General features: G+C 51.0%; 19 protein-coding genes and 1 tRNA gene. 15 read left to right on the forward strand and 5 right to left on the reverse strand.

Annotated features, from left to right (window positions below):
• Positions 1-29: 29 nt before the first annotated feature.
• The gene (locus M979_RS20610) at positions 30-1,619 is read right to left on the reverse strand and encodes an arylsulfatase (RefSeq protein ID WP_064556227.1); all 1,590 of its coding nucleotides are present in this window, start codon (positions 1,617-1,619) and stop codon (positions 30-32) included.
• 464 nt (positions 1,620-2,083) lie between these two features.
• On the opposite strand from M979_RS20610, the gene M979_RS22865 reads away from it, so the two are divergent.
• The 15 genes from M979_RS22865 to M979_RS20675 all read left to right on the forward strand — a co-directional run bounded on the left by M979_RS22865 (position 2,084) and on the right by M979_RS20675 (position 16,056).
• Positions 2,084-2,383: a hypothetical protein gene (locus M979_RS22865; protein ID WP_243839629.1), complete on the forward strand. Its 300-nt coding sequence runs from the start codon at positions 2,084-2,086 to the stop codon at positions 2,381-2,383.
• A complete protein-coding gene (locus M979_RS20615; protein WP_243839633.1) occupies positions 2,376-2,837 on the forward strand; it encodes a DUF1214 domain-containing protein in 462 nt (153 codons plus the stop codon). The genes M979_RS22865 and M979_RS20615 overlap by 8 nt, the downstream gene beginning before the upstream one ends.
• Positions 2,764-2,931, forward strand: a complete 168-nt coding sequence (locus tag M979_RS23965; RefSeq protein ID WP_243839628.1) for a DUF1214 domain-containing protein — start codon at positions 2,764-2,766, stop codon at positions 2,929-2,931. Before M979_RS20615 ends, M979_RS23965 begins: the two co-directional genes overlap by 74 nt.
• A 352-nt stretch (positions 2,932-3,283) precedes the next feature.
• Positions 3,284-4,060, forward strand: coding sequence for an MBL fold metallo-hydrolase (locus M979_RS20620; protein ID WP_064556228.1), 777 nt, complete (start codon positions 3,284-3,286; stop codon positions 4,058-4,060).
• 25 nt (positions 4,061-4,085) lie between these two features.
• The gene (locus M979_RS20625; RefSeq protein ID WP_064556245.1) at positions 4,086-5,036 is read left to right on the forward strand and encodes a GlxA family transcriptional regulator; all 951 of its coding nucleotides are present in this window, start codon (positions 4,086-4,088) and stop codon (positions 5,034-5,036) included.
• Positions 5,037-5,252: 216 nt separating this feature from the next.
• On the forward strand, positions 5,253-7,070 hold the full coding sequence (locus M979_RS23650) for a hypothetical protein (protein ID WP_209439643.1): 1,818 nt from the start codon (positions 5,253-5,255) through the stop codon (positions 7,068-7,070).
• 246 nt (positions 7,071-7,316) lie between these two features.
• Complete coding sequence (locus tag M979_RS20635; RefSeq protein ID WP_064556229.1) at positions 7,317-8,180, forward strand: GTPase family protein; 864 nt, start codon at positions 7,317-7,319, stop codon at positions 8,178-8,180.
• A gap of 87 nt (positions 8,181-8,267) precedes the next feature.
• Positions 8,268-9,089 (forward strand): DUF932 domain-containing protein, encoded by an 822-nt coding sequence (locus M979_RS20640; RefSeq protein WP_064556230.1) that lies wholly within the window; start codon positions 8,268-8,270, stop codon positions 9,087-9,089.
• A gap of 235 nt (positions 9,090-9,324) precedes the next feature.
• Positions 9,325-10,011, forward strand: coding sequence for a DeoR family transcriptional regulator (locus M979_RS20645; RefSeq protein ID WP_064556231.1), 687 nt, complete (start codon positions 9,325-9,327; stop codon positions 10,009-10,011).
• A gap of 75 nt (positions 10,012-10,086) precedes the next feature.
• Positions 10,087-13,227 carry an AIDA repeat-containing protein gene (locus tag M979_RS20650; protein ID WP_064556232.1) on the forward strand — a complete coding sequence of 1,047 codons (3,141 nt, stop codon included), beginning with the start codon at positions 10,087-10,089 and terminating at the stop codon, positions 13,225-13,227.
• A gap of 189 nt (positions 13,228-13,416) precedes the next feature.
• Positions 13,417-13,881 (forward strand): antirestriction protein, encoded by a 465-nt coding sequence (locus tag M979_RS20655; RefSeq protein WP_064556233.1) that lies wholly within the window; start codon positions 13,417-13,419, stop codon positions 13,879-13,881.
• A gap of 11 nt (positions 13,882-13,892) precedes the next feature.
• Positions 13,893-14,372 carry a JAB domain-containing protein gene (locus M979_RS20660; protein ID WP_064556234.1) on the forward strand — a complete coding sequence of 160 codons (480 nt, stop codon included), beginning with the start codon at positions 13,893-13,895 and terminating at the stop codon, positions 14,370-14,372.
• Positions 14,373-14,385: 13 nt separating this feature from the next.
• The gene (locus M979_RS20665; protein ID WP_064556235.1) at positions 14,386-14,709 is read left to right on the forward strand and encodes a type IV toxin-antitoxin system YeeU family antitoxin; all 324 of its coding nucleotides are present in this window, start codon (positions 14,386-14,388) and stop codon (positions 14,707-14,709) included.
• A 79-nt stretch (positions 14,710-14,788) separates the two neighbouring features.
• Positions 14,789-15,109: a TA system toxin CbtA family protein gene (locus M979_RS20670; RefSeq protein ID WP_064556236.1), complete on the forward strand. Its 321-nt coding sequence runs from the start codon at positions 14,789-14,791 to the stop codon at positions 15,107-15,109.
• Between the two features lie 113 nt (positions 15,110-15,222).
• Positions 15,223-16,056, forward strand: a complete 834-nt coding sequence (locus tag M979_RS20675) for a DUF4942 domain-containing protein (RefSeq protein ID WP_064556237.1) — start codon at positions 15,223-15,225, stop codon at positions 16,054-16,056.
• A 102-nt stretch (positions 16,057-16,158) separates the two neighbouring features.
• Here the strand turns inward: M979_RS20675 and M979_RS20680 are convergent.
• The 4 genes from M979_RS20680 to rpsU all read right to left on the reverse strand — a co-directional run bounded on the left by M979_RS20680 (position 16,159) and on the right by rpsU (position 20,561).
• Positions 16,159-16,234 (reverse strand) — tRNA-Ile (locus M979_RS20680).
• Between the two features lie 206 nt (positions 16,235-16,440).
• Complete coding sequence (gene rpoD, locus M979_RS20685) at positions 16,441-18,279, reverse strand: RNA polymerase sigma factor RpoD (protein ID WP_034460813.1); 1,839 nt, start codon at positions 18,277-18,279, stop codon at positions 16,441-16,443.
• A 154-nt stretch (positions 18,280-18,433) separates the two neighbouring features.
• On the reverse strand, positions 18,434-20,179 hold the full coding sequence (gene dnaG, locus M979_RS20690; protein ID WP_064556238.1) for a DNA primase: 1,746 nt from the start codon (positions 20,177-20,179) through the stop codon (positions 18,434-18,436).
• A 166-nt stretch (positions 20,180-20,345) separates the two neighbouring features.
• Positions 20,346-20,561 carry a 30S ribosomal protein S21 gene (gene rpsU, locus M979_RS20695; RefSeq protein WP_001144069.1) on the reverse strand — a complete coding sequence of 72 codons (216 nt, stop codon included), beginning with the start codon at positions 20,559-20,561 and terminating at the stop codon, positions 20,346-20,348.
• Positions 20,562-20,676: the final 115 nt, after the last annotated feature.

The following is a 20,676-nucleotide window of genomic DNA, read 5'->3' on the forward strand; positions in this document are numbered from 1 at the left end:
ATTAATTAATCCACCTGATTCACCGCGAGTTAGTTATTCGCGTTTGAACCTTGTTCGATCATTGCCGCGGCATCGGAAACGGTGAATGAACCTGGTTTCTGACGAGGTGGGTAATCTTTAAAGGTTGCCAGCATCTCTTTCACGTATTTCTGCGCGCCGCCCATCAGGAACATGCGGTCGTAGAACCAGCTCTGGTAACCCATACCGTCGGAAGCTTTCTCCAGCGGATCAACTTCCAGATCGAAGATCATTGGCGCACGCAGTTTGGTGAACGGATAACGCCACAGATCCAGACCCGTGTGTTCCTGAATCATGAAGTGCGCTTTCCATCGGCCGTAGCGGATTGCCAGTAAGTCGCCGTCATCGCTCCAGTAGAAGAACTCTTTACGCGGGTCTTCGCCTTTGCCTTGCAGGAAGTCGAGTTGGTTATAGCCATCAAGATGGACTTTGTAGGTGATTGATGGGGTTTTGTAGCCCTTCAGCAATTGCTCTTTGATATCCGGAACACCCGCTGCGGCAACCAGCGTTGGGAACCAGTCGTTACTGCCAAAGATGTCGTTTACCAGACTGCCCGGTTTGATATGGCCTGGCCATTTGATCATGGCAGGGACGCGGAAACCGCCTTCCCAGCCGGTGTTTTTCTCACCACGGAACGGAGTGATACCCGCATCAGGCCAGGTTGCCGTCATCGGGCCGTTATCGGTGGTGTAGAGAACGATAGTGTTATCTTCGATGCCCAAATCTTTAATCTTTTGCAGCACCTCACCGACCATTTTGTCATGCTCTACCATGCCGTCAGCGTAAGTCCCAAGACCTGTCGCGCCAATGCTGGCATCTTTGAGGTGAGTTTTGTTATGCATACGTGTGGTGTTAAACCACGTGAAGAACGGCTTACCAGCTTTGGTCTGACGTTCCATGAAGTCGTTGTTTGCGGCGAGTGTTTCTTCGTCAACGGTGCCCATACGTTTAACCGTCAGTGGGCCGGTATCTTCAATTTTGCCGTCGGCCGAGCTTTTAATGACGCCACGTGGGCCAAATTCTTTACGGAATTCAGGATCTTTCGGGTAATCCGGATTTTCTGGTTCTTCTTCGGCATTCAGGTGGTAGAGGTTGCCGAGAAATTCATCGAAACCGTGTGCGGTTGGCAGGAATTCGTCGCGGTCACCGAGGTGGTTTTTACCAAACTGACCGGTAGCATATCCGAGCTGTTTAAGGATGTTGGCGATGGTGGGATCTTCTTTGCTCAGGCCTTGTGGTGCACCTGGCATACCGACTTTACTCATCCCGGTACGGAATGGCATTTGCCCGGTAATGAACGAAGAACGCCCAGCCGTTGAGCTTTGTTCTGCATAGTAGGAGGTGAATTTGGCGCCTTCATTGGCAATACTGTCGATGTTCGGTGTTTTGTAACCCATCATGCCCTGGTTATAAGAACTGATATTCCAGTAACCAATATCATCACCGAAAATAACCACGATGTTGGGTTTTGAAGCGTCTTGTTTCGGTGCGTTTTCGGGTGAGGCTGTGGCGGGAGTGGCTTCAACAGCGGACACGGCGCCAGACATTAATGTAAGCATGCTGGCTATCATTGTCCTTTTAAAAGGGACGTTATTAAGCATCTTTGGGACTCCGTTCATTTAGGGACTAAATGAGTATAGTCAAGACGAGAAATTCGTTATTACATTTAGACTTGTTTAGAAGAGAAACTATTAATCTTGAAAAGAAAGTTTGGGTAAATGCACGGAAATACCGAGTCGTTAATCTGCTGGTATCAATTTCAAAAGAAAGCGTGAATATTTAAATCCATATAAATTGAGTGGTTGATTGATTATTAGAAAGATTAACTATCATTAACAACTACCAGTAAATTGACCGGTTATCGTCGTCGGGTAACCACCCCGCATAATCGTACCATTCACATTTAAAGACCTTCCGACAGACTCATCCTGTAAACGAAGATGCACCGGGAATAGAAAAATGGTCATCGACTTTGGCGGCGGCCTTATCAAAACAGGCTGTATAGAAAGTTCCAGCTACACTGAACTGTAAATTTATCTTAGTTCATCTTTCTGTAAGGGATAACATGGCGTTAACGCGCAACGAACGCTATCCAACACTTCCATATTACGACGAAAGACATTTCAAAGATCTGCACGCGATAGCCAGTGTTGAGCCTGTCAGGGAACAGGACAAAATCATGATGGGGATGCTTTCTTCATTGGGCATTCATAAAGGCGAGCCATTTAATCCCGATGAGAAGACCACAAAAGCATTACGCCAGGCGGCCATTGATGCCTGGTTTTATCTGCAAAACTGGTTCGATAATATCCCTGCAGAGAAGCTTTACTGGCCGGAAAGGCATTGCGCCAAAGGTGATGATTGATGGCGTGAAACGCGGCCTGGAGGATGCACCAAATGTCGCAGCGTCTACATTAACCAGTACCTCCGAAGACCGGAATGGCTGGAGTTACGTGCGAGGGCTAGATTCCTTCGGCTATAACTACCCACTGCCTGCGTTAGTTTCCGGGCCATATCTCGGTGGGCAGGGTGAGAAAGAGGCCATCTATCCAATCCGCTATAACGACAGCGAGAACCAGCCGCTGACCGGCGCTAATGATTACATCATCAAGCTGCCGAGCGAGCCTCCGGTGAACGCGTTCTGGTCAATCACCATGTACGATGCCAAAACCAAAATGCTGGTTAACAATGAGCTCAATCGCTACAAAGTGGGCACCGACACGGAAGGCCTGGTCAAGGGTCCTGATGGCAGTATTACTGTTTCACTCAGCCATAAAAAAACCTACCGACCCGAACGTAAACTGGTTACCTGCACCTGAGGGCAACTTCTATCTACTGTTCCGTATGTATCAACCTCAGGATGCCGTCATGAATAATGAATGGAAACTGCCGCAGGTGACAAAAAGTCAATGATTGTTGGCCCTGATTCCCTGTAAATCCCCTCGGGGGAGGAATGAGTGAGCTGCTGCGTAAGGGTCCGTAATACATGTAATTATGGACCCTTTGGCTTGTTTTTACCGGGTAAGAAAAGTCCGCTTTTGGCACGAGGCGGACAGCCAACCGAGCCGTAGGTCTGCTTTGAGCGAGAAGCGGACATAAAAGATTTGGCTTATGTTGCTGACTTTACTGGCAGTATTTTGACCCGATATGCGTGAAACTTGGCCTTTAGGACACTGTTGAGTTACCCGATAATCACTACAATTAGTTATCGGGCCATGGTAGCCGTGGTTCTTACCAAATTAAATAGCGTTCGGGAGAACACAAAATGAAAATTACTCAGATCCGTAATGCGACCCAAATCCTCGAATATGCAGGCAAGAAGTTTCTTATCGATCCCATGCTTTCTGATAAAGATGCATGGGATGGTTTTGAGGGAACGGCTCGCTCAGAAATTCGTAATCCTATGGTGGAATTGCCTCTGGATATAAGCTTACTGCTTGATGTGGACGCAATCATTATTACCCATACTCATCCGGATCACTGGGATCTGGCCGCTGCAGATATTGTGCCGAAGGATATGTTGATTTACGTCCAGAATGAGAACGATGAAACACAGCTGTGTGCTCAGGGTTTTACGAATCTGGTTACTCTGACCGAAACCAGCCGCTTTGAAGATATTGAACTCATTAAGACAGCATGCCAGCATGGTTCAGATGAAGCCTATACCAACCCGCAGATGGCCGAAATTCTTGGCGATGCCTGTGGTGTGGTGTTCCGTCATCCAGCAGAAAAAACCGTATATCTTGTGGGTGACTCTATCTGGGTGAAAGTCATTGAACAAAACATGCGCAAATATATGCCGGGGGTGTTGATTATGAATACCGGTTGGGCTCATGTTCTGGGCTTTGGCGCAATCATCTTTGGTAAAGAAGATATTTTGAAGGCTCACTTTGTATTGCCTGAAGCCCAAATAGTTGCCACCCACATGGAAGCTGTAAACCACTGTCTGGTCACACGACAGGAAGTTCTGGATTATGCGTACGCTAACCATATTCAGAGCTACGTTTCAGCGCCTGCTGACGGCGAAGCTGTCACGTTCTGACACCAACCGATCCTCAGGGAGTACAATATCTGTGATCACAGTTGCCATTCTTGTTACCCAGGGCTTCAGCACTTATCACGTATCAGTTCCGCTGATTCTTTTTGGTGAGACCGTCACAGACCAACAGCTTTTTGCCCGCCTGATATGCGCTGAAAAACCAGGTCTCGTCTGGTCTGAGGAAGGAACGGCAATACAGGCCGATCATGGTCTGGAGGTGCTAGCGCAGGCTGATATCGTCATTGTGCCCTTCTGGGGAGATGTGCGGAAACGACCATCCAGTCCTCTGCTTGACGCTCTGGTTAAAGCACGCGAAGCGGGAGTCCAGATTGTGGGATTGTGCCTGGGCACTTTCGTATTGGCTTATGCAGGCTTGCTGGATGGGCATATGGCAGCAACGCACTGGGAATATGAGGATGATTTTCGGGAGCTGTTTCCATCAGTTCATTTAAATCTTAATGAACTCTATGTTGATGACAGTGGACTGACTACATCGGCGGGAACGGCTGCGGCGATGGATTGCTGTCTGTATATTATTCGTCAACATTTTGGCAGCCTTGTGGCTAATGGCATTGCCCGTAGGATGGTCACGCCTCCACACCGTGAAGGTGGTCAGGCACAGTATATCAATCATCACGTCACGCAAAAGACCGCCGACGGTAGAATTAACATGGTTCTTGATCACCTGCTACAGAACCTTCAGGAGCCGCACGATATTAATTCTCTGGCCGCATACGCCTCAATGAGCCGCAGGACGCTGACGCGACATTTCACGAAAGCGACCGGTATGTCCGTCGTTGAGTGGATTACAGCAGCACGGTTGCATAGGAGTCAGGAGTTACTGGAGAACATGGATCTTCCTGTAGAACAGGTCGCTGAGAAAGCGGGCTTTCAGTCTGCTGCAACGTTCAGGCTGCAGTTTCGGGAAAAATTCGGTGTCAGCCCCAGAGAGTGGCGAAAAACATTCCGTAACGCGTAAACCGCAGCTCCCCTAGCGTCGACTGACTCCTCCGACTGACCTGCACCCCATTGATTAACGCTCCGTGTTGTTAGAAATGTCCGCTTCTGGCACAGAACGGTCCTTCACAACAGCCACTATTACCCGAAACAAACTATCTAGACACTAATGAGAGCGCTGGGTTAGCATTTGAGGCTGAAGTACTTTCGCTTCATCCATTTTCGTAGGGAATCGACCATGATCGATGAACTTCAAGCCAGCAAATCTTGCTATTTCTACCGCCAAAAAGCTTCAATCACGACAGTTGCGATCACGGCATTGTTCCGGGCTATTAGAAAGGCGCAAACTTCCCCTTCCAACAATCTTTTCTCTTTCATTCGGCAGCCCCACGGGGCGTCAATTTGGTCTGCTTTGTGCTTTCAGTTTGACAAGGCACCGGCTTTTCTGCCTGGCTCTCAAAGTGTGATCGACCGGGTAACCGGATATTTGCTGATCGTCGAGCATCGCGATTATGTTGCCATTTTCAAATCCCAGATCGATATCCCTGCTTATTTCTCCAAGCGGCACTTGCAGCGTATAAGCGCCCAAGATATCGACCGTGGACTGACAAGTAAGGACTCGGTATTTGCCCGGGTCCGACTGAGGCATATGAATCTATCCCGCCTTGCATTGCGCAGCAAGACGCTTGAAGGCGAGAACCTCCAGAACAATGTAGGTATGGCTTCCTCGGCTCGATTTGCCCCGCTGGGTTACAGCTTTACTGAAGAGGACAAACACTTTTCAACGACGCCGCGAACCGGGCGGATTTCTCTTCGCGCGGATCGCTCGGGCTATTTGGATTTAGTTGATTATGCCTGCCAAATCATTGATCGCTTACACCCTCGTCCTGGCAGACCAACCTCTTCACCTTTCCTAGCAGCTTTCGCGCGGCCGATGGAGCTATCAGATCTGACGGCTAGCCCTGCCCAGTTTGCGGTTGATACCGCTATTCTCGGACAGGCCATCTTTGATGACAAAATTATCCGCTTGGTCAAACCTGACGGAGGAGGCTATCGTGAGCTGCCAAAGGCTGAAGTCGATTTGATACTCACGGAGCTGACAGATATCTTGTACGTCGCTAAAAACGATACTGGCAAACACATGGTTTCCCAGCAGGGAACAGGTGTAGAGGTAGGTGAGATCGCGATCAATAAAACGCGAATCGCTTTGAAACGCCTTACACTGCCTTTGCTCGCCGATGTATACGTAGAGGATACTCAATTTGCACTTGGTGCGGACGATAACTGCACCCCGCTTAAGCAGTTTATCGACAAACAGGACACGTTTATCGTCTTATTTGACCAGCCGAAATTTGCCTATCTAGACGGCAGCCTTTACCAAGACGACTCATTGGTCAACGGTGGCACACAGTTCTTGGGCTATCTTTTCGGTAATGCAGAGTTAGCAACTGTCACAGATGAAAAAGGTACCTTTACTGCTGCCCATCGTACGTTCGATCCAGACTCTACATTTGGCGCTGTACTGTCGACGATCGCCCGCGAAGACGATGTCATAGTCTGCGATGATCTTGGAGATGAATGGGCGGATTTCGTTGGGTTTAGAACCGATCCTGCTTCACCAAGAGTCACCTTCTATCATGCAAAGCACGGTGAGCTGACTCTTGGCGCTGGTGCATTTCACGTATCAGTAAGCCAGGCTATCAAGAACCTAGGCAACCTCACGCTGCCCGCTCCAGCCATGGGTAAAAAGTTTGCACGCTGGGAGCGATTTTACACCAACAACAAAGTAAGGACTGGCATTCATCGAACATGCCGTGGCACACCTGCTGAGTCAAGGGCTGCTGTGGAGTTTTGCAGGAATGCGCCTCACACCTCCAAACGGGTGGCCATAGTGACTTCATCACTGAGCAAGGCCGCTGTTGAGCAAATATTCAAGGACATTGAAGCGGGCCATACTGCCAATCCATATTTCGTCCAGCTATATTGGTTGCTATCGTCCTTTTTCGCTGCCTGTACTGAGGTAGGAGCATTCGGGTGCGTAATATGCCAGGAATAATTCAGTGGGATTAAAAGAACTGACTCATTGTGTTATTCAGTCTCAATCGCTGACTATATTTCAGGCTACCACCTAGTTACCACTTGATTTAAACCTAGCGTTGCATCGACCAATTGAACTCACAGCACAGAACGGCCTATCAGCATTGTAAAAATATTCAGATATATATCATTCAACTGAACATACCGCATTAACGGCAGAACCTCACGGTTCTGCCTTTTTTGTTTTCATTTCAGAGGAGTAGTGATGAAAAAATCTGAAGGCTTGCAGTCGCTGCAGCGGTCGCTTTCTGGCCTGCCACAGTGGGCGTCAGAACGTATTCTGAAGCAAATAAACCAGCTTACTCACTATGAGCCGGTGATTGGCATTATGGGCAAAACCGGGGCGGGAAAATCGTCGCTGTGCAATGCCTTGTTTGCCAGTGAGGTTTCACCTGTCAGCGATGTGGCCGCCTGTACGCGCGAACCACTGCGCTTTAGTCTGCAGGTAGGCGAGCGTTGCATGACGCTGGTGGATCTACCGGGTGTCGGTGAAAACGGTACCCGCGATGCTGAATATGCTGCGCTTTATCGGCAACAGTTTCCCCGGCTGGACCTGGTGCTGTGGCTGATTAAGGCCGATGACCGGGCGCTGGCGGTGGATGAACATTTTTACCGCCACGTGATCGGTGAGTCTTACCGGCATAAGGTGCTGTTTGTTATCAGCCAGGCTGATAAAGTCGAGCCCACCAGTGGTGGCAATAAACTATCCACAGAGCAAAAGCAGAACATCAGCCGTAAAATCTGCCTGCTGCATGAACTGTTCCAGCCCGTGCATCCGGTGTGTACTGTATCAACACGCCTGCAATGGGGGCTTAGGGTGATGGCTGAGCGGATGATTCGTTGTTTGCCTCGTGAGGCCACCAGCCCGGTAGCGGCACAGCTCAGTGCGCCGCTTCGTAGCGATGCCGTTAATAAAAAAGCCTGTGACGATTTTGGTGAAACGGTTGGCTCGGTGCTGGACACAGTAAGTTCCATGCCGCTGCTACCAGCCCCGATCCGGGCAATCATTCAAGCTGTACGCAATACCGTGGTATCGGTCGCCCGTGCCGTCTGGAGTTTCTTCTTCTGAGTTTTCTTCAACCCTTTGCTATTCCCTGAGCCCTGTCGCCTGTGCGACAGGGCTTTTCTTTATTTAATTTCAGTAAGGAATCTGCTTATGACCCGTCTGGCTTCGCGCTTTGGCGCTGCAAATGTTATCCGTCGTGAACGTCCGTTAACCCATGAAGAGCTGTATCGTACGGTGCCCAGTGTCTTCAGCGAAGACAAACATGCTTCACGTAGTGAGCGTTATACCTACATACCCACCATTACTCTGCTCGACAGCCTGCAACGTGAAGGCTTTCAGCCGTTCTTTGCCTGTCAGACCCGGGTTCGTGACCCGGAACGTCGCGAGCATACAAAGCACATGTTACGCCTGCGCCGTGAGGGCCAGATTACTGTCAAGCAGGTGCCAGAAATCATTCTGCTGAATTCACATGACGGTTCCAGTTCGTACCAGATGCTGCCGGGATTATTTCGTGAGGTTTGCCAGAATGGGCTGATTTGCGGTGAGACCTTTGGTGAGGTACGCGTTCCGCATAAAGGGGATGTGGTGAGTCAGGTGATTGAAGGGGCGTATGAAGTACTGGGGATTTTTGACCGGGTGGAGGAAAAGCGCGATGCCATGCAGTCGCTGATGCTTCCACCACCGGCCCGGCAGGCACTGGCGAAAGCGGCAATTACTTATCGGTTTGGTGAAGACCACCAGCCAGTGACCCCGGCACAAGTCCTGACACCAAGGCGTTATGAAGATTACAGCGATGACCTGTGGACCACCTATCAGCGCATTCAGGAGAACCTTATTAAGGGCGGGCTAAGTGGTCGTAGTGCAAAAGGTGGACGAACCCATACCCGTGCGGTACGTGGCATAGATGGCGATGTGAAACTTAACCGGGCCCTGTGGGTGATGGCAGAGACGCTGCTGACACAGATGTCCTGAAAACGGGCAACACACATAGAGTGAGTTGTTAGCGTTACGTTAAAAAGGGACACCACCTGTCCTTCCTGAATTTTATTACCTGCTGAAAAAACAGTCTATTTCCTCTGTAACCCCTGCCAGCGCTCATCTTCGCAAAACGAAAAAATAGTTTTTACAGTGTCCATACCCTGTCCGCCCCCCTCTTTAAAGTAATCACATCCATTTTCAGCAGGTTAACCTACACGGAGAGTTTCACATGACACAGGCAGAGCGTCGCCATGACCGGCTGGCTGTCAGGCTGTCGTTGATTATCAGCCGCCTGGTGGCAGGCGAAACGCTGAGCGTGCGTAAGCTGGCTATCGAGTTTGGGGTATCGGTCAGAACCCTGCGGCGGGATTTTCGTGAGCGGCTGATTTATCTGGACCTGGAGTATCAGAACGGTTACTGCCACCTGCGCTCATCGAATGCCGGTGCTCAGGGTGAGCTGGACGTGCTCACCTTTGCCCACCGCACCGGTCTGGCGGGCATGTTTCCCGGTCTGGACCGTCGGCTGGTCAACATCCTGCTGACCAGTGATGACGCGCCGTGCCTGGCCGGAGATATTTTTAAGACAGGCAAACCTTCTGCACCCCTGTCTTTTTACCGTCTGGTAAAAGCCATCAATACCTGTCAGCGCGTGACCCTCCTGGCAGAGGGGCAGCGCTGTGAACGGCTGGCACCCTACCGTCTGATTGCACAGAAAGGAGACTGGTATCTGATAGCCGAATATAACGGACATCCTGCAGTTTTCACCCTGAGTGAAATCCATATAGTGCAGCCCACAACGGAGGTATTCAGGCGTAACGAACGCCTGTACCGGCTGGGGGAAGACACCGGTTTTGTCCGGGCTCTGCCGCATATCCGGTGCATCCAGCAATCGCTGGATGCACTTTCTTCTACATAACGTTTATTCACTGGCCTGCCTCCGCTTCTCGTGGAGGCAGGCTTTTTAATTTGCACACAATAATAAGGTAATACGATGAAGCGAAACCTGAACACCAGCTACCGGCTGGTATGGAACGACGTTCTGGGAGCATTTATTGTTGTCTCAGAGCGGGCAAAAGCAAAAGGAAAACGTAGCGGTGCTGTTTTGGCGCTGGCCGTTGCCGGACTGGTGGCAAGCCCTGCGGTACTGGCCGATGATTCACCGGGAAATATCAGTACAGTAGCCGCCGGTGAGGTGGTGAATGGCGCGGTCATCAGCAATCACGACGCGCAGCTGGTCTTCGGCGAGGCTAACAGCGCCGTCATTAATACCGGCCTGGAATATGGCGATGATGACGAGTCGAATACCGGCGGTCAGTTTGTACAGTCAGGTGGTGTGGCAAAACAAATTACCGTTAACAATAACGGACTGCAGTCAGTACTGGATGGCGGCAGCGCCACAGACACAACCGTTAACAGCGGCGGCGGTCAGAGCATCCATGGTGAATCCTTTGACTCTATTCTTAATGGTGGTGAACAGTGGGTGCATGCTGGTGGACTGGCTTCCGGCACATTGATTAATCAGGGCGGATATCAGCTGGTGAAAGCCGGCGCACAGGCTTCCGGTACAGTGGTCAATACCGGTGCACAGGGCGGGCCGGATGCGGAGAACTCTGACGGGCAGTGGGTTGCCGGTACCGCAACTGATACCACCATTAATAACGATGGTCGGCAGATTATTGCGACAGGAGGCCTTGCCACCGGCACAGTGATTAAAGCTGGGGGCGACCAGAGTGTGAATGGTCATGCACAACATACCCGACTGGACGGCGGGAATCAGTACGTCCATTCCGGGGCCACGGCATCGGATACGGTGATTAATGCCAACGGCTGGCAGGTGGTAAAAGACGGCGCGACAGGGGACCACACCACAGTAAATAACAGCGGTAAGCTACAGGTTAACGCCGGGGGCACCGCCACCGATGTCACCATGAATGTTGGTGGGGCACTGATCACCAGTACCGCTGCCACCGTGTCCGGGACCAACAGCCTGGGTAACTTCAGCGTGGATGCGGCGACTGCGAGTGCCACTAACGTGTTGCTGGAAAACGGCGGGCGTCTTGATGTACTGGGCAACGGCAGTGCCGATACCACTACGGTCAATCAGGGCGGTATTCTGGCTGTCTCCTCCGGCGGTAAGGCAGAGAACATCATCATGAATAGCGGCGGCGTGCTGATTGCCGATACTGGCGCAACGGTCAGTGGCACGAACGTTTCCGGCGTCTTCGGCATTGATGCGGCAACCGGCAAAGCCAGCAACCTGCGTCTCGATAATGGCAGCCAGTTTTCCGTCCTGGGCAACGGCAGTGCGGATAACACCACCGTAGGGGCGGGCAGTACGCTGAATGTGGCGCAGGGCGGTACACTTACCGGCACCACCACCTTTAATGACGGCGCGTCGCTGACGGGGAATGCCACCAACAACGGACAACTGCATTTCAGCAACGGTAACTCGGCCATCAGTGGTTCGGTGAGCGGTGACGGTCAGTTACTCAAGGACGGGGACGGCACCCTGACGGTCAGCAACGGCACGCTGTCCCAGTCACAGGTGACCCTCAGTCAGGGAACGCTGGCGCTGAATAATGCCGTTATCAACAGCGACATTATTGCGCAGTCCGGCACGCAGGTGCGCCTGACCGGTAACTCAGTGATGAACGGGGCGATTGACCCGACCGATGTCACCCTCGACAGTGGTGCCAGCTGGAATATTCAGCGTGGTGCGACGGTTAAATCGGTGCTCGACAACCTGGATAGCGCCGGAACCATCAGCTTTACGCCAGCCACAGGCAGTCACTTTGTCCCTGAAACGCTGACGGTAACGAATCTGACGGGCCGCAACGGCACAATTAACCTGTCCCTTCGCCTTGATGACCCGACCTTCCCGATCGATATGCTGGTGATTGACGGCGGAAGAGCAACCGGTAAAACCTGGCTGAACTTCACTAATGCCGGTGATGCCGGGCTCGGCCTTGCCACTACCGGCAACGGTATCAAAGTGGTGGATGCGATTAACGGAGCCACTACCGATGCGGGTGCTTTTGCACTGGGTCGTAAACTGCAGGCCGGGGCGTATAACTACACCCTGAACCACGGCAGTGCCGATGAGAACTGGTATCTCTCCAGCGAAGCCGGCTACCGTGCCGAAGTGGCACTTTACGCCTCTGTGTTTGCGCAGAGCATGGATTACGACCGGGCACTGGCAGGTTCATACAGCCAGCGCAGCAGTGCGGTGACTGACCAAGGTCTCTGGGGGCGTATTCAGGGCGGGCATACCGGGCATGACGGTAACGGCGGTATTGCACAGGGCGACACGCCGGAAAGCAGCGGCAGCTACGGCTTTATTCAGCTCGGTGGTGACCTGTTGAAGCATGATACCGGCTTACTCTCCCTGACCAGTGGTCTGTATGGTGCTGCCGGTCAGTCGCTGGTGGATGTGAAAAACGATGACCGCTCTGCAGCGGGCTACGTGCGTGATACGGTATACAGCCTCGGCGGTTATCTGACAGCGGTTCATGCAACCAGCGGGCTGTGGGCCGATGTGGTGGCGCAGGGTTCACGTCACAGCCTGAAAGCCAGCTCTGAAGACAACCGTTTCGACACCCGGGGTACCGGCTGGCTTGCCTCACTGGAAACCGGTCTGCCGTTTAACATCAGTCAGGGACTGGTGCTGGAGCCACAACTGCAGTACGTCTGGCAGGATCTGTCTCTGGATAATGGTCATGATAGCGGCGGTTATGTGAACTTTGGCGACGGCAGTGCACAGCATGTCCGGGCCGGACTCCGTTTCGGTAGTTCGTCTGAAATGGACTTCGGTAAAGGGACCTCTACAGTCGCAGGCTTTGCTGACAGCATGAAGCACAGCGTCAGCGAGTTGCCGGTGAACTGGTGGGTACGTCCTTCTGTTATCCGTACCTTCAGCTCAGACGGCGATATGAGCATGGGCACAGCGACAGCAGGCAGCAATGTCAGCTTCAGCCCGTCTCAGGATGGCTCATCTGTTGATTTCCAGGCCGGTATTGATGCGCTTATCCGCCAGAACGTGACGCTGGGTATACAGGGTGGCTATACCCGCAGCGTCAGCGGTAGCAGTGCTGATGGCTACAACGGTCAGGCAACGCTGAAAGTCGCTTTCTGATAACGCATCTGCCCCATTTACGGGGCATCACATAACCACTCCAGGCCCCTGTTGTTCTCGCAGCAGGGGCCTTTTGCATTCAATCGCAACACCGTTTTCTCTCTTCAGACTCACCCGCTTTATCCCGATTTTTATCAACTACATCACGCCAGCCCTTACCGGCTGGCTTTTTTATTACGGAGCAAAACCATGACCACACAAACTGATACAGCCCACTCGCCGATGAGTGATTCACACATGTCTACCCTCATTACGGCCAGCCTGGTACCCGATGAACAGCGCCTGGATTTCTGGCCGCTGCACTTCGGGCGTATCCCGCAGTGGATTTTTATCGAGACCCGTATCTTTGGCTGGATGGACCGCTTCTGTGAAGACTACAACGGTGGTATCTGGCATTTCCATACACTCAGCAACGGTGGTGCATTTATGGCACCCGAAGCTGAGAATGATGAGAAATGGACATTGTTAAACAACATGAATGGCAACAGCGCGGAAATGAGCGAAGAAGCAGCGGGCATTGCTGTGTGCCTGATTGAGTACAGCCACCATTCCTGTCGTACAGAGTGCGATGCCATGACAGAGCATTACTACCAACTGAGGGATTACGCCCTTAGCCATCCCGAATCCCACGCCATTCTCGCCATCATTGATTAAGGAGTTTTGCCATGGAGAAACAACTGAACTTGTTTACGCCGGAACTACCGTTGACCTCACAGCGCACCATTAAGCGAGCCCTGAATCTGCTTGACCACCATCTGCGTGAGCCGGGGGTGGCTTTCACCTCCACACAGGCGGCTCGCGACTGGCTCAGGCTGAAGATGGGAACCCTTGAGCGCGAGGAATTTATCGTGCTGTACCTTAATAACCAGAACCAGCTGCTGGCTCACGAAACGCTCTTCACCGGCACCCTCAGTCACACTGAAGTTCATCCTCGCGAGGTGGTGAAACGCGCGCTGTACTTTAACGCAGCGGCGGTGATATTTGCCCATAACCACCCTTCCGGGGAGGTAAACCCTAGCCAGGCTGACAAAACCATTACCCAACGACTGGTAAAGGCGCTGATGCTGGTGGAAATCCGGGTACCCGACCACCTGATTGTCGGCGGCAGGCAAATATTCTCATTCGCCGAACATGGTCTTCTTTAACAGGAATAAAATGATGAATAAAGACACTACCCAAACCTGGGGTCTTAAACGAGATATCACGCCATGCTTCGGAGCACGGCTGGTGCAGGAAGGTAATCGTCTGCATTTTCTGGCAGACCGGGCAGGATTCACCGGTATGTTCAGTGAGGTACAGGCCCTACAACTGGATGAAGCCTTCCCTCATTTTGTCGCACATCTGGAGCTGATGCTGCTCTCCTGTGAACTGAACCCCCGGTACGCGCATTGCGTCACGCTGTACCGTAATGGGTTGACCTGTGAAGCCGATACGTTGGGCAGTCATGGGTATGTATATATCGCAATTTATCCCTCAAAATAGGTTAAAGACTGATCTTTAGCTTTATCCCTGCATCGTAATCCTTCAAACCTTTTCCTCCTTTATTTAAGAGACTCAACATATGCAAATCTCAACTGTACCGGCCACGGTGCAGGTTGCGTCACGCCTGTCGCCCGTGCAGGTCTGGCAGCAACTGTTAACTTACCTATTAGAACACCATTACGGTCTGACACTTAACGACACGCCATTCCATGATGACACGGCCATTCAGGAGCATATCGAAGCGGGAATAACATTGGCTGATGCGGTGAATTTCCTGGTGGAACGTTATGAACTAATACGCACTGACCGCAAAGGGTTTACATGGCAGGAGCAGACACCGTTCCTGACGGCTACCGATATTCTCAGAGCAAAGCGAGCTACCGGATTAATGAATACGTAAATTCTTCGAGCCTCATTCCTGATTTTTACCCCTGTACTTTCCACTCTATTTATTCACCGCATAATGCGCCTGCAACTCCCTGCAGGCGTGTTTGCTTTAATGGACGATTTACGATGCAAACAGAATCCGATGTATTAACGGAACACAATGAGCTTATCTGTTCGACCAGCATTGAACGTATTGTTACAGGCCGCAATGCTGCGCTGGAAAAGATTGAATCCCTCATCCGGCAACTTGATGACATCTCGACACTGACCCGCAGTCTTGGTGGTGGGATGGCAAAAGACTGGGGCATGCGAGAAGACTTTCGCTCGGGTTGCTGGTTAATGGAGAAAATGGCAACCGCCATGGACGTCATTACCCGCAATCTTGATCGCAGTATATGGCGAGATTTGATGAAAAAATCAGGAATGCTTAGCCTGATGGATGCCCAGGCCAGAGAGCAATGGGACAGAAATCTTGAAGGCGATAATATTCCAGCCATCAGCGAAGCCAATATACTCAGTACTTTTGAGCAGCTACATCTGAACAAAATGGACGTCTTCGAACGTGGCGTCATCAATGTCTTCAAAGGCCTGTCGTGGAATTACAAGACCAATAGCCCCTGCAGCTTTGGTAAGAAGGTCATCATCAACAATCTGGTTACGTGTAACCGCTGGGGATTTAGCTTGAGCAGGGGCTGGCGTCGGGATCAACTGGCAGATTTGGAGCGAATGCTGTTTCTGCTGGATGGTAAACCGATACCCGACAACCGTGGCGATGTCACTATACGTTTGATGGATCATATTCGGGACAACCCGTCGAAGGATGTCTACGAAGATGATTTCTTTAGTATCCGTTACTTCCAGAAGGGAACAGCGCACATCACTTTTAAGCGGTACGATCTTACAGAAAAGATGAATGATATCGTGGCGAAGCACTATCCAGGGATGCTGGCAGCGAGATGAAGAGGGCAGGGAGGCAATTCCTTACCTGACCCATTACCTGACCCGATTCGTATAAAACGAAAAAGGAGTCAGACGATTTCTCATCTAACTCCTTGTTTTATTTGGTGGCCCCTGCTGGACTTGAACCAGCGACCAAGCGATTATGAGTCGCCTGCTCTAACCACTGAGCTAAGGGGCCGTGGCGCAGGATTATAATGTAACTTGCAGCATCAATCCAGTGATTGCGTGACATCTGCTGCTTTTATAATCAAAGCCTAATCAAACTCTTATGCTTTTCACTTCTGGTACTTCATCGGGCAACACGGACACGAAGACTGACTGGAATGACATTCTTACGGGCATAAAAAAGCCCTCGCGAAGAGGGCTTTTAGAAGGGCGATAAGATTAATCGTCCAGGAAGCTACGCAGTACTTCAGAACGGCTCGGGTGGCGCAGTTTGCGCAGGGCCTTCGCTTCAATCTGACGGATACGTTCACGGGTAACGTCGAACTGTTTACCCACTTCTTCCAGCGTGTGGTCGGTATTCATGTCGATACCGAAACGCATACGCAGAACTTTCGCTTCACGTGCTGTCAGGCCTGCCAGAACGTCGTGAGTTGCGTTACGCAGGCTCTCAGACGTTGCAGAGTCCAGTGGCAGCTCGAGGGTGGTATCCTCGATGAAATCACCCAGATGCGAATCTTCATCGTCGCCGATTGGCGTTTCCATGGAGATAGGCTCTTTAGCGATTTTCAGCACTTTACGGATTTTGTCTTCTGGCATCAGCATACGTTCTGCCAATTCTTCCGGCGTCGGCTCACGGCCCATCTCTTGCAGCATCTGGCGTGAAATACGGTTGAGTTTGTTGATTGTCTCAATCATATGCACCGGAATACGGATGGTACGTGCCTGGTCAGCGATTGAACGCGTGATAGCCTGACGAATCCACCATGTTGCATAAGTAGAGAACTTATAACCACGGCGGTATTCAAACTTATCAACTGCTTTCATCAGGCCGATGTTGCCTTCCTGGATCAAGTCGAGGAATTGCAGACCACGGTTGGTATATTTCTTAGCGATCGAGATAACCAGACGTAAGTTTGCTTCAACCATCTCTTTCTTCGCACGACGAGCTTTCGCTTCACCGATGGACATACGACGGTTGATATCTTTAACCTGCTCGATGGTCAGGCCGGTTTCTTCTTCAATTTGTTGCAGTTTCTGCAAGCTACGATGCACGTCGTCAGCAACGTCATGCAGTTTCTCAGACCATGGCTTGTTCATTGCGATGGCTGCGTTGAACCAGGTTTCGCTGGTTTCGTTGCCAGTGAACAGTGTGATGAAGTTTTTCTTCGGCATTTTGCACTGTTCAACACACAATCTCATGATGAGACGTTCTTGAGTACGAACGCGGTCCATCATGACGCGCATGCTGTTTACCAGGTAGTCGAACTGCTTCGGTACCAGGCGGAACTGTTTGAAGACTTCAGACAGTTGTTGAATCTCAGCGGCAGAATCGGCATGAGCACGGCCCTTCGCTTTGATTGTGTCGCGAGTTCTTTCGTACTGCGTACGCAGCTCACCGAATTTCTCACGAGCGAGTTCCGGGTCGATGCTGTTGTCATCGTCAGCATCGTCGTCTTCATCTTCCTCATCGTCACTGTCACTGTTTTCTTCGGTTGTTAACTCAGAACCAATGTGAGTGGCGGTAGGGGCAAGATCTTCTTCTGCATTAGGGTCAACAAAACCAGTGATCAAATCAGACAGACGAGCTTCTTCTGCTTCAACGCGGTCGTATTGCTCAAGCAGATAAGTGATCGCTTCCGGATATTCGGCAACGGAGCACTGCACCTGGTTGATGCCGTCTTCGATACGCTTAGCGATATCGATTTCACCCTCACGGGTTAACAGCTCAACGGTACCCATTTCACGCATGTACATGCGAACCGGGTCGGTAGTACGCCCGATTTCGGATTCTACGCTGGACAGTACTTGAGCGGCAGCTTCTTCCGCATCTTCGTCTGTGTTGTTTGAATTTTCAGCAAGCAACAGGTCATCGGCGTCAGGTGCTTCTTCCATCACCTGAATGCCCATGTCATTGATCATTTGGATGATGTCTTCGATCTGATCAGAGTCGACGATATCTTCCGGCAGATGGTCATTGACCTCGGCATAGGTCAGATAGCCTTGCTCCTTGCCCTTGGTAACAAGAAGTTTAAGCTGTGACTGCGGGTTTTGCTCCATAAGACGGTATCCACACTTCAGTATTAGGGTTGGTGTCGGTCGGCGAAACCGCCAACAATAACGTAACGAGGGCTGACTTATTTTATTGCCGCTGCCCATCCTTGCGGCGTTCGGGTTTGACCCGATTAATGTTCGGCACTTAAGCCGATAAAATTTACTTTTTCGCGCGTGATTCTGTTATCACACGGACTTCCTCACGTTCCGCAGGGGTAAGCCCGGTTGTTCTGGAACGTGCCATCAATTCTTCAAACCTCAACTCCAGCACGGAATCAAACATGTGTTCTAGTGCATCGTTGAACGTTTTTTCTGCAATGTCCTTATCTGCTATATCGTCCCATGAAGAGAGTTTTTCAAGGGTGGCAGCTTCATTTGTGCCGCGATATAGCTCTAAAAGCTGCCCGGTGGTTAAACCAGGTTGTGCCAGACAGGTGTTCACCAAATCAATAAAGAGTTGTAACCCTGGCAACTTCGCCTGCTCCAGACCGTTAAGCGGTGGCACACTCGGGGCCAACTCCGGATTCTGGACCAGCAATCCTATCAGTATACGCATGGTTGTGCGTTTTAGCTGTGGGGCCGGGCGCGGGGCGCTGCTTTCCGCAAGCTTTGGCATCAGCTTTTCAAGCTGGTTATCGTCCAGAATGCCTAGTTTGTTTCCCAGTTCCTGACGCAAATAAATGCGTAGTGTTTCACCAGGTACCTGACTAATCAGGGGTAATGCAAGAGTACTCAGCCGCGCACGACCATCAGGTGAACTCAAATCAACCTGAGGCATCAGGCTGTTAAAAAGAAACGTCGAAAGCGGTTGAGCATGTTCCATGCGCGCTTCAAATGCTTCTTTTCCTTCTTTACGCACCAGCGTGTCGGGATCTTCACCGTCAGGCAGGAACATAAAGCGCAACTGACGTCCATCCGTCATATAAGGTAGCGCAGTTTCCAGAGCACGCCATGCAGCGTCACGCCCTGCGCGATCCCCGTCATAACAACAGACAACGGTATCCGTCACCCGAAACAACAACTGGATATGGTCAGCGGTGGTTGAGGTGCCCAATGAAGCAACGGCGTACGATATGCCGTATTGCGCCAATGCCACCACATCCATGTAGCCTTCCACAACCAATAAACGTGCTGGTTCAGGCTGGCTTTGCTGTGCTTCATACAGGCCATAGAGCTGGCGGCCTTTATGGAAAATATCGGTTTCCGGGGAGTTAAGGTATTTAGGCTGGCCATCGCCCAGCACACGTCCACCAAAACCAATTACCCGACCCCGTTTGTCGCGGATGGGGAACATCACCCTTTCGCGGAAACGATCGTAACTGCGCCCCTGATCGTTAGTTACCAACATGCCTGCATCCGTCAGCGCTTGACGGTTTTCGCTATTGCCACCAAAACGCTTTAATACGTTATCCCAGCCGGGAGGAGCATAGCCAATGGCGAAGTGTTGAATAACTTCGTTACTTAAACCACGTCGTTCCAGATACTGGCGCGCAGATTCAGCCGATTGTTGAGTCAGGGATTGCTGATAGAAGGCGTTAAGGCCATCCATCAATTGATAAAGACTTTGCCGTTGATGACGCTCAATCTGGCTTGGTCCGCTACCGACTTCGTAAGGCACTTCAAGATTGTGCATCGCTGATAATTCTTCAACGCTTTCGACAAACTCAAGCTTGTCATAGTTCATTAAAAAATCGATGGCGTTGCCGTGTGCCCCACAGCCGAAGCAATGGTAAAACTGTTTTTCACCGTTTACGGTGAAAGAGGGGGTTTTTTCGTTATGGAACGGACAGCACGCATGATAGTTCTTGCCCTGCTTTTTGAGCTTAACACGGGCATCGATCAGATCGATGATGTCGGTGCGAGCCAGCAAGTCATTGATGAAAACACGTGGAATTCGTCCAGCCATAGGCCCCGTTTGGTACTCGCTTTCCTTCAGACATGCGATATTGCAGCAGTGCGAAAGAGCAGGAAGTATGTCAGTTCATGAACGAAAATAAGCCGCGCATTCCTTTCGGAAGCACGGCCTTTACAACTACTACAAGTCTGTTCCGGAGGTGTAAACCTCCAGGATATTAGTACAGACGAGTGCGGCGTGCGTTTTCGCGAGCCAGTTTCTTAGCGTGACGTTTCACAGCAGAAGCTTTAGCGCGTTTACGTTCAGTCGTTGGTTTTTCATAAAACTCGCGACGACGAACTTCCGCCAGAACACCTGCTTTCTCACAAGAACGCTTGAAGCGACGCAGTGCTACGTCGAATGGCTCGTTTTCACGTACTTTAATTACCGGCATTAACTCTCACCTTTGATAAATTCGGTTTGCCGCTGACTGAGGCGTCAGCTATTTCAAAATGGTGCGGAATTTTACTGCAACTACTGCTGCTTTGTAAAGCACCGGACAACCAGAA

The sequence above is a fragment of the Buttiauxella noackiae ATCC 51607 genome, from assembly GCF_001654865.1.
Classification (GTDB): Bacteria; Pseudomonadota; Gammaproteobacteria; order Enterobacterales; family Enterobacteriaceae; genus Buttiauxella; species Buttiauxella noackiae.

Bases quoted from the DNA above. Each gene is read 5' to 3' on its own strand.
- rpsU (WP_001144069.1), bottom strand. From the start codon at position 20,561: ATGCCGGTAATTAAAGTACGTGAAAACGAGCCATTCGACGTAGCACTG.
- M979_RS20645 (WP_064556231.1), top strand. From the start codon at position 9,325: ATGACACAGGCAGAGCGTCGCCATGACCGGCTGGCTGTCAGGCTGTCG.
- M979_RS20665 (WP_064556235.1), top strand. From the start codon at position 14,386: ATGAATAAAGACACTACCCAAACCTGGGGTCTTAAACGAGATATCACG.
- M979_RS20655 (WP_064556233.1), top strand. From the start codon at position 13,417: ATGACCACACAAACTGATACAGCCCACTCGCCGATGAGTGATTCACAC.
- M979_RS20620 (WP_064556228.1), top strand. From the start codon at position 3,284: ATGAAAATTACTCAGATCCGTAATGCGACCCAAATCCTCGAATATGCA.
- M979_RS22865 (WP_243839629.1), top strand. From the start codon at position 2,084: ATGGCGTTAACGCGCAACGAACGCTATCCAACACTTCCATATTACGAC.
- rpoD (WP_034460813.1), bottom strand. From the start codon at position 18,279: ATGGAGCAAAACCCGCAGTCACAGCTTAAACTTCTTGTTACCAAGGGC.
- M979_RS20640 (WP_064556230.1), top strand. From the start codon at position 8,268: ATGACCCGTCTGGCTTCGCGCTTTGGCGCTGCAAATGTTATCCGTCGT.
- M979_RS20650 (WP_064556232.1), top strand. From the start codon at position 10,087: ATGAAGCGAAACCTGAACACCAGCTACCGGCTGGTATGGAACGACGTT.
- dnaG (WP_064556238.1), bottom strand. From the start codon at position 20,179: ATGGCTGGACGAATTCCACGTGTTTTCATCAATGACTTGCTGGCTCGC.
- M979_RS23650 (WP_209439643.1), top strand. From the start codon at position 5,253: ATGATCGATGAACTTCAAGCCAGCAAATCTTGCTATTTCTACCGCCAA.
- M979_RS20660 (WP_064556234.1), top strand. From the start codon at position 13,893: ATGGAGAAACAACTGAACTTGTTTACGCCGGAACTACCGTTGACCTCA.
- M979_RS20615 (WP_243839633.1), top strand. From the start codon at position 2,376: ATGATTGATGGCGTGAAACGCGGCCTGGAGGATGCACCAAATGTCGCA.
- M979_RS23965 (WP_243839628.1), top strand. From the start codon at position 2,764: ATGGCAGTATTACTGTTTCACTCAGCCATAAAAAAACCTACCGACCCG.
- M979_RS20675 (WP_064556237.1), top strand. From the start codon at position 15,223: ATGCAAACAGAATCCGATGTATTAACGGAACACAATGAGCTTATCTGT.
- M979_RS20635 (WP_064556229.1), top strand. From the start codon at position 7,317: ATGAAAAAATCTGAAGGCTTGCAGTCGCTGCAGCGGTCGCTTTCTGGC.
- M979_RS20670 (WP_064556236.1), top strand. From the start codon at position 14,789: ATGCAAATCTCAACTGTACCGGCCACGGTGCAGGTTGCGTCACGCCTG.
- M979_RS20610 (WP_064556227.1), bottom strand. From the start codon at position 1,619: ATGCTTAATAACGTCCCTTTTAAAAGGACAATGATAGCCAGCATGCTT.